At 49.4% G+C, this 14,389-nt stretch carries 5 tRNA genes and 7 rRNA genes; all 12 read right to left on the bottom strand.

The features are described from left to right. Nucleotides 1–36 precede the first annotated feature (36 nt). The 12 genes from OCV20_RS00700 to OCV20_RS00645 all read right to left on the bottom strand — a co-directional run bounded on the left by OCV20_RS00700 (nt 37) and on the right by OCV20_RS00645 (nt 14,363). A 23S ribosomal RNA gene (locus tag OCV20_RS00700) occupies nt 37–2,930 on the bottom strand. Between the two features lie 389 nt (nt 2,931–3,319). Continuing rightward, nucleotides 3,320–3,395: transfer RNA gene (locus tag OCV20_RS00695), tRNA-Val, on the bottom strand. Between the two features lie 32 nt (nt 3,396–3,427). Beyond that, a tRNA-Lys gene (locus OCV20_RS00690) sits at nt 3,428–3,503 on the bottom strand. A 2-nt stretch (nt 3,504–3,505) separates the two neighbouring features. Beyond that, nucleotides 3,506–3,581, bottom strand: a tRNA-Glu gene (locus OCV20_RS00685). 122 nt (nt 3,582–3,703) lie between these two features. After that, nucleotides 3,704–5,258 (bottom strand): 16S ribosomal RNA (locus OCV20_RS00680). Between the two features lie 394 nt (nt 5,259–5,652). Further along, nucleotides 5,653–5,768, bottom strand: a 5S ribosomal RNA gene (gene rrf / locus OCV20_RS00675). 96 nt (nt 5,769–5,864) lie between these two features. Continuing rightward, nucleotides 5,865–8,758, bottom strand: a 23S ribosomal RNA gene (locus tag OCV20_RS00670). Between the two features lie 301 nt (nt 8,759–9,059). After that, nucleotides 9,060–9,135, bottom strand: a tRNA-Ala gene (locus tag OCV20_RS00665). 14 nt (nt 9,136–9,149) lie between these two features. Next, nucleotides 9,150–9,226, bottom strand: a tRNA-Ile gene (locus tag OCV20_RS00660). 67 nt (nt 9,227–9,293) lie between these two features. After that, nucleotides 9,294–10,848, bottom strand: a 16S ribosomal RNA gene (locus tag OCV20_RS00655). Between the two features lie 409 nt (nt 10,849–11,257). Beyond that, nucleotides 11,258–11,373, bottom strand: a 5S ribosomal RNA gene (gene rrf, locus OCV20_RS00650). 96 nt (nt 11,374–11,469) lie between these two features. After that, nucleotides 11,470–14,363: ribosomal RNA gene (locus OCV20_RS00645) — 23S ribosomal RNA — on the bottom strand. Together the 16S, 23S and 5S rRNA genes with 5 tRNA genes alongside form the textbook arrangement of a ribosomal RNA operon. Nucleotides 14,364–14,389: the final 26 nt, after the last annotated feature.

The raw sequence follows: 14,389 nt of genomic DNA, 5'->3' as shown, positions 1-14,389 counted from the left end.
TATTTCTTTGAGTCCACAAAACCCCTTGGGTGTTGTATGGTTAAGCCTCACGGGCAATTAGTACAGGTTAGCTCAATGCCTCGCAGCACTTACACACCCTGCCTATCAACGTCGTAGTCTACGACAACCCTTTAGGACACTTATAGTGCCAGGGAAAACTCATCTCAAGGCTCGCTTCCCGCTTAGATGCTTTCAGCGGTTATCGATTCCGAACTTAGCTACCGGGCAATGCCATTGGCATGACAACCCGAACACCAGAGGTTCGTCCACTCCGGTCCTCTCGTACTAGGAGCAGCCCCTTTCAATTTTCCAACGCCCACGGCAGATAGGGACCGAACTGTCTCACGACGTTCTAAACCCAGCTCGCGTACCACTTTAAATGGCGAACAGCCATACCCTTGGGACCGACTTCAGCCCCAGGATGTGATGAGCCGACATCGAGGTGCCAAACACCGCCGTCGATATGAACTCTTGGGCGGTATCAGCCTGTTATCCCCGGAGTACCTTTTATCCGTTGAGCGATGGCCCTTCCATTCAGAACCACCGGATCACTATGACCTGCTTTCGCACCTGCTCGAATTGTCATTCTCGCAGTCAAGCGGGCTTATGCCATTGCACTAACCACACGATGTCCAACCGTGTTTAGCCCACCTTCGTGCTCCTCCGTTACTCTTTGGGAGGAGACCGCCCCAGTCAAACTACCCACCAGGCACTGTCCGTAATCCCGATTCAGGGACCAACGTTAGAACATCAAAACTACAAGGGTGGTATTTCAAGGACGACTCCACCACATCTAGCGACGCGGTTTCATAGTCTCCCACCTATCCTACACATGTAGGTTCAATGTTCAGTGCCAAGCTGTAGTAAAGGTTCACGGGGTCTTTCCGTCTAGCCGCGGGTACACTGCATCTTCACAGCGATTTCAATTTCACTGAGTCTCGGGTGGAGACAGCGTGGCCATCATTACGCCATTCGTGCAGGTCGGAACTTACCCGACAAGGAATTTCGCTACCTTAGGACCGTTATAGTTACGGCCGCCGTTTACCGGGGCTTCGATCAAGAGCTTCGACCGAAGTCTAACCCCATCAATTAACCTTCCGGCACCGGGCAGGCGTCACACCGTATACGTCATCTTACGATTTTGCACAGTGCTGTGTTTTTAATAAACAGTTGCAGCCACCTGGTATCTGCGACTCTCGTCTGCTCCATCCGCAAGGGACTTCACTGATAAGAGCGTACCTTCTCCCGAAGTTACGGTACCATTTTGCCTAGTTCCTTCACCCGAGTTCTCTCAAGCGCCTTGGTATTCTCTACCCGACCACCTGTGTCGGTTTGGGGTACGATTCCTTACAATCTGAAGCTTAGAGGCTTTTCCTGGAAGCATGGCATCAATGACTTCACTACCGTAGTAGCTCGACATCGTATCTCAGCGTTAATAGCGGTCCGGATTTACCTAAACCACCCGCCTACATACTTGAACCTGGACAACCGTCGCCAGGCCCACCTAGCCTTCTCCGTCCCCCCATCGCAATTGTAAGAAGTACAGGAATATTAACCTGTTTCCCATCGACTACGCCTTTCGGCCTCGCCTTAGGAGTCGACTTACCCTGCCCCGATTAACGTTGGACAGGAACCCTTGGTCTTCCGGCGAGGGAGTTTTTCACTCCCTTTATCGTTACTCATGTCAGCATTCGCACTTCTGATACCTCCAGCAGCCCTTACAGACCACCTTCAACGGCTTACAGAACGCTCCCCTACCCCACATACCCTAAGGTACGTAGCCGCAGCTTCGGTGTATAGCTTAGCCCCGTTACATCTTCCGCGCAGGCCGACTCGACCAGTGAGCTATTACGCTTTCTTTAAATGATGGCTGCTTCTAAGCCAACATCCTGGCTGTCTGAGCCTTCCCACATCGTTTCCCACTTAGCTATACTTTGGGACCTTAGCTGGCGGTCTGGGTTGTTTCCCTCTCCACGACGGACGTTAGCACCCGCCGTGTGTCTCCCGGATAGTACTTACTGGTATTCGGAGTTTGCAAAGGGTTGGTAAGTCGGGATGACCCCCTAGCCTTAACAGTGCTCTACCCCCAGTAGTATTCGTCCGAGGCGCTACCTAAATAGCTTTCGGGGAGAACCAGCTATCTCCAGGTTTGATTGGCCTTTCACCCCTAGCCACAAGTCATCCGCTAATTTTTCAACATTAGTCGGTTCGGTCCTCCAGTTGATGTTACTCAACCTTCAACCTGCCCATGGCTAGATCACCTGGTTTCGGGTCTAATCCTAGCAACTGTACGCCCAGTTAAGACTCGGTTTCCCTACGGCTCCCCTAAACGGTTAACCTTGCTACTAAAATTAAGTCGCTGACCCATTATACAAAAGGTACGCAGTCACACCACGAAGGTGCTCCTACTGCTTGTACGTACACGGTTTCAGGTTCTATTTCACTCCCCTCACAGGGGTTCTTTTCGCCTTTCCCTCACGGTACTGGTTCACTATCGGTCAGTCAGTAGTATTTAGCCTTGGAGGATGGTCCCCCCATATTCAGACAGGATATCACGTGTCCCGCCCTACTCGTTTTCACTGATGATGAGATGTCGATTACGGGGCTATCACCCTTTATTGCGGCACTTTCCAGAGCCTTCATCTGTCTCATTAAAAGCTTAAGGGCTAATCCAATTTCGCTCGCCGCTACTTTCGGAATCTCGGTTGATTTCTCTTCCTCGGGGTACTTAGATGTTTCAGTTCCCCCGGTTTGCCTCCTGTTGCTATGTATTCACAACAGGATACTTACTTATGTAAGTGGGTTTCCCCATTCAGGAATCCCAGACTCAAAAGGTTATTACTACCTAATCTGGGCTTATCGCAAGTTATTACGCCTTTCATCGCCTCTGACTGCCAAGGCATCCACCGTGTACGCTTAGTCACTTAACCATACAACCCGAAAGGGTTTCTATTTGCTTTCACTTTAAAAAGTGAAGACAAATAAGCGTATGGCAACTAACCAAGGTTTTTGGTTGTCATCAAGAAGGGTTAATTCTTAATGACTGTTTGCCGGACTCAATTGTGATTCAAACTAAGTTTGAATCGAATACAAGACACTTGAATGTGTTTGTTGTGTTTATCTAATGAAAGATAAACATTGAGAACTTTTAAATTTGATTGAATTACTCGTAAGTAATCAATCAGTCAGCTTTCCAAATTGTTAAAGAGCAATGAGACTTCTTGTGAAGTTCATTTTCTAAAGACTCTCACAGTCGAAAAATCCAACCAACGACATAAGAAGTGGTTTGGATATTTAACTTCCAAGAATATTTAGAGAATGGTGGGCGATACCGGGCTCGAACCAGTGACCCCCTGCTTGTAAGGCAGGTGCTCTCCCAACTGAGCTAATCGCCCACGATAGTTTTAATTCCTTCGCGGAGAAAGAATGGTGGGTCGTGCAGGATTCGAACCTGCGACCAATTGATTAAAAGTCAACTGCTCTACCAACTGAGCTAACGACCCAATGGTATCCCGTAGGGGAGTCGAACCCCTGTTACCGCCGTGAAAGGGCGGTGTCCTAGGCCTCTAGACGAACGGGACACTGCTAATTTATTTCCACTTTAAAAGTAGAAACAAATTTCGAAGAACTTGGGAGTTCTTCATCTCTTTGCTTTTCTAAACCTAATCAATCTGTGTGGGTACTCATCAAAGATATCTTCGTATAAGGAGGTGATCCAGCCCCAGGTTCCCCTAGGGCTACCTTGTTACGACTTCACCCCAGTCATGAACCACAAAGTGGTGAGCGTCCTCCCCGAAAGGTTAAACTACCCACTTCTTTTGCAGCCCACTCCCATGGTGTGACGGGCGGTGTGTACAAGGCCCGGGAACGTATTCACCGTGACATTCTGATTCACGATTACTAGCGATTCCGACTTCATGGAGTCGAGTTGCAGACTCCAATCCGGACTACGACGCACTTTTTGGGATTCGCTCACTATCGCTAGCTTGCTGCCCTCTGTATGCGCCATTGTAGCACGTGTGTAGCCCTACTCGTAAGGGCCATGATGACTTGACGTCGTCCCCACCTTCCTCCGGTTTATCACCGGCAGTCTCCCTGGAGTTCCCGACATTACTCGCTGGCAAACAAGGATAAGGGTTGCGCTCGTTGCGGGACTTAACCCAACATTTCACAACACGAGCTGACGACAGCCATGCAGCACCTGTCTCAGAGCTCCCGAAGGCACACCTGTGTCTCCACTGGCTTCTCTGGATGTCAAGAGTAGGTAAGGTTCTTCGCGTTGCATCGAATTAAACCACATGCTCCACCGCTTGTGCGGGCCCCCGTCAATTCATTTGAGTTTTAATCTTGCGACCGTACTCCCCAGGCGGTCTACTTAACGCGTTAGCTCCGAAAGCCACGGCTCAAGGCCACAACCTCCAAGTAGACATCGTTTACGGCGTGGACTACCAGGGTATCTAATCCTGTTTGCTCCCCACGCTTTCGCATCTGAGTGTCAGTATCTGTCCAGGGGGCCGCCTTCGCCACTGGTATTCCTTCAGATCTCTACGCATTTCACCGCTACACCTGAAATTCTACCCCCCTCTACAGTACTCTAGTTCACCAGTTTCAAATGCAGTTCCGAGGTTGAGCCCCGGGCTTTCACATCTGACTTAATGAACCACCTGCATGCGCTTTACGCCCAGTAATTCCGATTAACGCTCGCACCCTCCGTATTACCGCGGCTGCTGGCACGGAGTTAGCCGGTGCTTCTTCTGTTGCTAACGTCAAGAGACAGCGCTATTAACACTACCCCCTTCCTCACAACTGAAAGTACTTTACAACCCGAAGGCCTTCTTCATACACGCGGCATGGCTGCATCAGGCTTTCGCCCATTGTGCAATATTCCCCACTGCTGCCTCCCGTAGGAGTCTGGACCGTGTCTCAGTTCCAGTGTGGCTGATCATCCTCTCAGACCAGCTAGGGATCGTCGCCTTGGTGAGCCATTACCTCACCAACTAGCTAATCCCACCTAGGCATATCTTGACGCGAGAGGCCCGAAGGTCCCCCTCTTTGGCCCGTAGGCATTATGCGGTATTAGCCATCGTTTCCAATGGTTATCCCCCACATCAAGGCAATTTCCTAGGCATTACTCACCCGTCCGCCGCTCGACGCCCATTAACGCACCCGAAGGATTGTTAGTGTCGTTTCCGCTCGACTTGCATGTGTTAGGCCTGCCGCCAGCGTTCAATCTGAGCCATGATCAAACTCTTCAATTTAAGATTTTGTGACTCAACGAATACTGACTTCAAAACTAATATTTACCGAAGTAAACATGTAATTCTAAAGCTATTACCATTCCAACAGAATGATAATGAATTGACTGTGCCGAATAACTACAAGTAGTTAAACGTATTGGTCACTCAGTTCATTGAAATCAATTTTGATTCCGAAGAATCTGTTTTATCTAACGATAAAACGTTTTGACATTCATCAACGAGTGCCCACACAGATTGATAGGTTTAAATTGTTAAAGAGCTTTGCTTTCAGTGCCTTAGCACTCAAGCAGGACGCGTATAATACGCTTTCTACTTTGAAAGTCAACATAAAATACTAAGAAAACTTAGAACTCTATGGTGACTTGTCTATTTAATAGACAAAGTCGAAATTAAAGCCTGGCGATGTCCTACTCTCACATGGGGAAGCCCCACACTACCATCGGCGCTATTGTGTTTCACTTCTGAGTTCGGCATGGAATCAGGTGGGTCCACAATGCTATGGTCGCCAAGCAAATTTTAAAATTCGGAAAACTGTATTTAAAAGTTATTTCTCTTCAAACTCATTCAAGGTCTGTCTTTGAGTCCACAAAACCCCTTGGGTGTTGTATGGTTAAGCCTCACGGGCAATTAGTACAGGTTAGCTCAATGCCTCGCAGCACTTACACACCCTGCCTATCAACGTCGTAGTCTACGACAACCCTTTAGGACGCTTATAGCGCCAGGGAAAACTCATCTCAAGGCTCGCTTCCCGCTTAGATGCTTTCAGCGGTTATCGATTCCGAACTTAGCTACCGGGCAATGCCATTGGCATGACAACCCGAACACCAGAGGTTCGTCCACTCCGGTCCTCTCGTACTAGGAGCAGCCCCTTTCAATTTTCCAACGCCCACGGCAGATAGGGACCGAACTGTCTCACGACGTTCTAAACCCAGCTCGCGTACCACTTTAAATGGCGAACAGCCATACCCTTGGGACCGACTTCAGCCCCAGGATGTGATGAGCCGACATCGAGGTGCCAAACACCGCCGTCGATATGAACTCTTGGGCGGTATCAGCCTGTTATCCCCGGAGTACCTTTTATCCGTTGAGCGATGGCCCTTCCATTCAGAACCACCGGATCACTATGACCTGCTTTCGCACCTGCTCGAATTGTCATTCTCGCAGTCAAGCGGGCTTATGCCATTGCACTAACCACACGATGTCCAACCGTGTTTAGCCCACCTTCGTGCTCCTCCGTTACTCTTTGGGAGGAGACCGCCCCAGTCAAACTACCCACCAGGCACTGTCCGTAATCCCGATTCAGGGACCAACGTTAGAACATCAAAACTACAAGGGTGGTATTTCAAGGACGACTCCACCACATCTAGCGACGCGGTTTCATAGTCTCCCACCTATCCTACACATGTAGGTTCAATGTTCAGTGCCAAGCTGTAGTAAAGGTTCACGGGGTCTTTCCGTCTAGCCGCGGGTACACTGCATCTTCACAGCGATTTCAATTTCACTGAGTCTCGGGTGGAGACAGCGTGGCCATCATTACGCCATTCGTGCAGGTCGGAACTTACCCGACAAGGAATTTCGCTACCTTAGGACCGTTATAGTTACGGCCGCCGTTTACCGGGGCTTCGATCAAGAGCTTCGACCGAAGTCTAACCCCATCAATTAACCTTCCGGCACCGGGCAGGCGTCACACCGTATACGTCATCTTACGATTTTGCACAGTGCTGTGTTTTTAATAAACAGTTGCAGCCACCTGGTATCTGCGACTCTCGTCTGCTCCATCCGCAAGGGACTTCACTGATAAGAGCGTACCTTCTCCCGAAGTTACGGTACCATTTTGCCTAGTTCCTTCACCCGAGTTCTCTCAAGCGCCTTGGTATTCTCTACCCGACCACCTGTGTCGGTTTGGGGTACGATTCCTTACAATCTGAAGCTTAGAGGCTTTTCCTGGAAGCATGGCATCAATGACTTCACTACCGTAGTAGCTCGACATCGTATCTCAGCGTTAGTAGCGGTCCGGATTTACCTAAACCACCCGCCTACGTACTTGAACCTGGACAACCGTCGCCAGGCCCACCTAGCCTTCTCCGTCCCCCCATCGCAATTGTAAGAAGTACAGGAATATTAACCTGTTTCCCATCGACTACGCCTTTCGGCCTCGCCTTAGGAGTCGACTTACCCTGCCCCGATTAACGTTGGACAGGAACCCTTGGTCTTCCGGCGAGGGAGTTTTTCACTCCCTTTATCGTTACTCATGTCAGCATTCGCACTTCTGATACCTCCAGCAGCCCTTACAGACCACCTTCAACGGCTTACAGAACGCTCCCCTACCCCACATACCCTAAGGTACGTAGCCGCAGCTTCGGTGTATAGCTTAGCCCCGTTACATCTTCCGCGCAGGCCGACTCGACCAGTGAGCTATTACGCTTTCTTTAAATGATGGCTGCTTCTAAGCCAACATCCTGGCTGTCTGAGCCTTCCCACATCGTTTCCCACTTAGCTATACTTTGGGACCTTAGCTGGCGGTCTGGGTTGTTTCCCTCTCCACGACGGACGTTAGCACCCGCCGTGTGTCTCCCGGATAGTACTTACTGGTATTCGGAGTTTGCAAAGGGTTGGTAAGTCGGGATGACCCCCTAGCCTTAACAGTGCTCTACCCCCAGTAGTATTCGTCCGAGGCGCTACCTAAATAGCTTTCGGGGAGAACCAGCTATCTCCAGGTTTGATTGGCCTTTCACCCCTAGCCACAAGTCATCCGCTAATTTTTCAACATTAGTCGGTTCGGTCCTCCAGTTGATGTTACTCAACCTTCAACCTGCCCATGGCTAGATCACCTGGTTTCGGGTCTAATCCTAGCAACTGTACGCCCAGTTAAGACTCGGTTTCCCTACGGCTCCCCTAAACGGTTAACCTTGCTACTAAAATTAAGTCGCTGACCCATTATACAAAAGGTACGCAGTCACACCACGAAGGTGCTCCTACTGCTTGTACGTACACGGTTTCAGGTTCTATTTCACTCCCCTCACAGGGGTTCTTTTCGCCTTTCCCTCACGGTACTGGTTCACTATCGGTCAGTCAGTAGTATTTAGCCTTGGAGGATGGTCCCCCCATATTCAGACAGGATATCACGTGTCCCGCCCTACTCGTTTTCACTGATGATGAGATGTCGATTACGGGGCTATCACCCTTTATTGCGGCACTTTCCAGAGCCTTCATCTGTCTCATTAAAAGCTTAAGGGCTAATCCAATTTCGCTCGCCGCTACTTTCGGAATCTCGGTTGATTTCTCTTCCTCGGGGTACTTAGATGTTTCAGTTCCCCCGGTTTGCCTCCTGTTGCTATGTATTCACAACAGGATACTTACTTATGTAAGTGGGTTTCCCCATTCAGGAATCCCAGACTCAAAAGGTTATTACTACCTAATCTGGGCTTATCGCAAGTTATTACGCCTTTCATCGCCTCTGACTGCCAAGGCATCCACCGTGTACGCTTAGTCACTTAACCATACAACCCGAAAGGGTCTTAGTGTATGGCAACTAACCAAGGTTTTTGGTTGTCATCAAGAAGGGTTAATTCTCAATGACTGTTTGCCGGACTCAATTGTGATTCAAACAAGTTTGAATCGAATACAAGACACTTGAATGTGTTTGTTGTGTTTATCTAATGAAAGATAAACATTGAGAACTTTTAAATTTGATTAAATTACTCGTAAGTAAATCAATCAGTCAGCTTTCCAAATTGTTAAAGAGCTTGATTCAATAAAATGAACCATTTTTAAAGACTCTCTTAAGAGAATACTTAAAGATGGTGGAGCTATGCGGGATCGAACCGCAGACCTCCTGCGTGCAAGGCAGGCGCTCTCCCAGCTGAGCTATAGCCCCATCTAGGTCGATATTGGTGGGTCTGAGTGGACTTGAACCACCGACCTCCCGCTTATCAGGCGAGCGCTCTAACCAGCTGAGCTACAGACCCAATATCGTCTCTTAACTTTTCTAAACCTAATCAATCTGTGTGGGTACTCATCAAAGATATCTTCGTATAAGGAGGTGATCCAGCCCCAGGTTCCCCTAGGGCTACCTTGTTACGACTTCACCCCAGTCATGAACCACAAAGTGGTGAGCGTCCTCCCCGAAAGGTTAAACTACCCACTTCTTTTGCAGCCCACTCCCATGGTGTGACGGGCGGTGTGTACAAGGCCCGGGAACGTATTCACCGTGACATTCTGATTCACGATTACTAGCGATTCCGACTTCATGGAGTCGAGTTGCAGACTCCAATCCGGACTACGACGCACTTTTTGGGATTCGCTCACTATCGCTAGCTTGCTGCCCTCTGTATGCGCCATTGTAGCACGTGTGTAGCCCTACTCGTAAGGGCCATGATGACTTGACGTCGTCCCCACCTTCCTCCGGTTTATCACCGGCAGTCTCCCTGGAGTTCCCGACATTACTCGCTGGCAAACAAGGATAAGGGTTGCGCTCGTTGCGGGACTTAACCCAACATTTCACAACACGAGCTGACGACAGCCATGCAGCACCTGTCTCAGAGCTCCCGAAGGCACACCTGTGTCTCCACTGGCTTCTCTGGATGTCAAGAGTAGGTAAGGTTCTTCGCGTTGCATCGAATTAAACCACATGCTCCACCGCTTGTGCGGGCCCCCGTCAATTCATTTGAGTTTTAATCTTGCGACCGTACTCCCCAGGCGGTCTACTTAACGCGTTAGCTCCGAAAGCCACGGCTCAAGGCCACAACCTCCAAGTAGACATCGTTTACGGCGTGGACTACCAGGGTATCTAATCCTGTTTGCTCCCCACGCTTTCGCATCTGAGTGTCAGTATCTGTCCAGGGGGCCGCCTTCGCCACTGGTATTCCTTCAGATCTCTACGCATTTCACCGCTACACCTGAAATTCTACCCCCCTCTACAGTACTCTAGTTCACCAGTTTCAAATGCAGTTCCGAGGTTGAGCCCCGGGCTTTCACATCTGACTTAATGAACCACCTGCATGCGCTTTACGCCCAGTAATTCCGATTAACGCTCGCACCCTCCGTATTACCGCGGCTGCTGGCACGGAGTTAGCCGGTGCTTCTTCTGTTGCTAACGTCAAGAGATAGCGCTATTAACGCTACCCCCTTCCTCACAACTGAAAGTACTTTACAACCCGAAGGCCTTCTTCATACACGCGGCATGGCTGCATCAGGCTTTCGCCCATTGTGCAATATTCCCCACTGCTGCCTCCCGTAGGAGTCTGGACCGTGTCTCAGTTCCAGTGTGGCTGATCATCCTCTCAGACCAGCTAGGGATCGTCGCCTTGGTGAGCCATTACCTCACCAACTAGCTAATCCCACCTAGGCATATCTTGACGCGAGAGGCCCGAAGGTCCCCCTCTTTGGCCCGTAGGCATTATGCGGTATTAGCCATCGTTTCCAATGGTTATCCCCCACATCAAGGCAATTTCCTAGGCATTACTCACCCGTCCGCCGCTCGACGCCCATTAACGCACCCGAAGGATTGTTAATGTCGTTTCCGCTCGACTTGCATGTGTTAGGCCTGCCGCCAGCGTTCAATCTGAGCCATGATCAAACTCTTCAATTTAAGATTTTGTGACTCAACGAATACTGACTTCAAAACTAATATTTACCGCTCTTTCGAAAAAGAACAGAAACATGTAATTCTAAAGCTATTACCATTCCAACAGAATGATAATGAATTGACTGTGCCGATTAACTACAAGTAGTTAAACGTATTGGTCACTCAGTTCATTGAAATCAATTTTGATTCCGAAGAATCTGTTTTATCTAACGATAAAACGTTTTGATATTCATCAACGAGTGCCCACACAGATTGATAGGTTTAAATTGTTAAAGAGCTTTGCTTTCAGTACCTTAGCACTTAAGCAGGACGCGTATGGTACGCTTTCTACTTTGAAAGTCAACATAAAATACTAAGAAAACTTAGAACTCTATGGTGACTTGTCTATTTAATAGACAAAGTCGAAATTAAAGCCTGGCGATGTCCTACTCTCACATGGGGAAGCCCCACACTACCATCGGCGCTATTGTGTTTCACTTCTGAGTTCGGCATGGAATCAGGTGGGTCCACAATGCTATGGTCGCCAAGCAAATTTTAAAATTCGGAAAACTGTATTTAAAAGTTATTTCTCTTCAAACTCATTCAAGGTCTGTCTTTGAGTCCACAAAACCCCTTGGGTGTTGTATGGTTAAGCCTCACGGGCAATTAGTACAGGTTAGCTCAATGCCTCGCAGCACTTACACACCCTGCCTATCAACGTCGTAGTCTACGACAACCCTTTAGGACGCTTATAGCGCCAGGGAAAACTCATCTCAAGGCTCGCTTCCCGCTTAGATGCTTTCAGCGGTTATCGATTCCGAACTTAGCTACCGGGCAATGCCATTGGCATGACAACCCGAACACCAGAGGTTCGTCCACTCCGGTCCTCTCGTACTAGGAGCAGCCCCTTTCAATTTTCCAACGCCCACGGCAGATAGGGACCGAACTGTCTCACGACGTTCTAAACCCAGCTCGCGTACCACTTTAAATGGCGAACAGCCATACCCTTGGGACCGACTTCAGCCCCAGGATGTGATGAGCCGACATCGAGGTGCCAAACACCGCCGTCGATATGAACTCTTGGGCGGTATCAGCCTGTTATCCCCGGAGTACCTTTTATCCGTTGAGCGATGGCCCTTCCATTCAGAACCACCGGATCACTATGACCTGCTTTCGCACCTGCTCGAATTGTCATTCTCGCAGTCAAGCGGGCTTATGCCATTGCACTAACCACACGATGTCCAACCGTGTTTAGCCCACCTTCGTGCTCCTCCGTTACTCTTTGGGAGGAGACCGCCCCAGTCAAACTACCCACCAGGCACTGTCCGTAATCCCGATTCAGGGACCAACGTTAGAACATCAAAACTACAAGGGTGGTATTTCAAGGACGACTCCACCACATCTAGCGACGCGGTTTCATAGTCTCCCACCTATCCTACACATGTAGGTTCAATGTTCAGTGCCAAGCTGTAGTAAAGGTTCACGGGGTCTTTCCGTCTAGCCGCGGGTACACTGCATCTTCACAGCGATTTCAATTTCACTGAGTCTCGGGTGGAGACAGCGTGGCCATCATTACGCCATTCGTGCAGGTCGGAACTTACCCGACAAGGAATTTCGCTACCTTAGGACCGTTATAGTTACGGCCGCCGTTTACCGGGGCTTCGATCAAGAGCTTCGACCGAAGTCTAACCCCATCAATTAACCTTCCGGCACCGGGCAGGCGTCACACCGTATACGTCATCTTACGATTTTGCACAGTGCTGTGTTTTTAATAAACAGTTGCAGCCACCTGGTATCTGCGACTCTCGTCTGCTCCATCCGCAAGGGACTTCACTGATAAGAGCGTACCTTCTCCCGAAGTTACGGTACCATTTTGCCTAGTTCCTTCACCCGAGTTCTCTCAAGCGCCTTGGTATTCTCTACCCGACCACCTGTGTCGGTTTGGGGTACGATTCCTTACAATCTGAAGCTTAGAGGCTTTTCCTGGAAGCATGGCATCAATGACTTCACTACCGTAGTAGCTCGACATCGTATCTCAGCGTTAATAGCGGTCCGGATTTACCTAAACCACCCGCCTACATACTTGAACCTGGACAACCGTCGCCAGGCCCACCTAGCCTTCTCCGTCCCCCCATCGCAATTGTAAGAAGTACAGGAATATTAACCTGTTTCCCATCGACTACGCCTTTCGGCCTCGCCTTAGGAGTCGACTTACCCTGCCCCGATTAACGTTGGACAGGAACCCTTGGTCTTCCGGCGAGGGAGTTTTTCACTCCCTTTATCGTTACTCATGTCAGCATTCGCACTTCTGATACCTCCAGCAGCCCTTACAGACCACCTTCAACGGCTTACAGAACGCTCCCCTACCCCACATACCCTAAGGTACGTAGCCGCAGCTTCGGTGTATAGCTTAGCCCCGTTACATCTTCCGCGCAGGCCGACTCGACCAGTGAGCTATTACGCTTTCTTTAAATGATGGCTGCTTCTAAGCCAACATCCTGGCTGTCTGAGCCTTCCCACATCGTTTCCCACTTAGCTATACTTTGGGACCTTAGCTGGCGGTCTGGGTTGTTTCCCTCTCCACGACGGACGTTAGCACCCGCCGTGTGTCTCCCGGATAGTACTTACTGGTATTCGGAGTTTGCAAAGGGTTGGTAAGTCGGGATGACCCCCTAGCCTTAACAGTGCTCTACCCCCAGTAGTATTCGTCCGAGGCGCTACCTAAATAGCTTTCGGGGAGAACCAGCTATCTCCAGGTTTGATTGGCCTTTCACCCCTAGCCACAAGTCATCCGCTAATTTTTCAACATTAGTCGGTTCGGTCCTCCAGTTGATGTTACTCAACCTTCAACCTGCCCATGGCTAGATCACCTGGTTTCGGGTCTAATCCTAGCAACTGTACGCCCAGTTAAGACTCGGTTTCCCTACGGCTCCCCTAAACGGTTAACCTTGCTACTAAAATTAAGTCGCTGACCCATTATACAAAAGGTACGCAGTCACACCACGAAGGTGCTCCTACTGCTTGTACGTACACGGTTTCAGGTTCTATTTCACTCCCCTCACAGGGGTTCTTTTCGCCTTTCCCTCACGGTACTGGTTCACTATCGGTCAGTCAGTAGTATTTAGCCTTGGAGGATGGTCCCCCCATATTCAGACAGGATATCACGTGTCCCGCCCTACTCGTTTTCACTGATGATGAGATGTCGATTACGGGGCTATCACCCTTTATTGCGGCACTTTCCAGAGCCTTCATCTGTCTCATTAAAAGCTTAAGGGCTAATCCAATTTCGCTCGCCGCTACTTTCGGAATCTCGGTTGATTTCTCTTCCTCGGGGTACTTAGATGTTTCAGTTCCCCCGGTTTGCCTCCTGTTGCTATGTATTCACAACAGGATACTTACTTATGTAAGTGGGTTTCCCCATTCAGGAATCCCAGACTCAAAAGGTTATTACTACCTAATCTGGGCTTATCGCAAGTTATTACGCCTTTCATCGCCTCTGACTGCCAAGGCATCCACCGTGTACGCTTAGTCACTTAACCATACAACCCGAAAGGGTCTTAGTGTA

Source organism: Vibrio coralliirubri (genome assembly GCF_024347375.1).
Classification (GTDB): domain Bacteria; phylum Pseudomonadota; class Gammaproteobacteria; order Enterobacterales; family Vibrionaceae; genus Vibrio; species Vibrio coralliirubri.
Note: the sequence above shows the minus strand (reverse complement) of the source record. Positions and strands in the feature narration are given on the sequence as shown.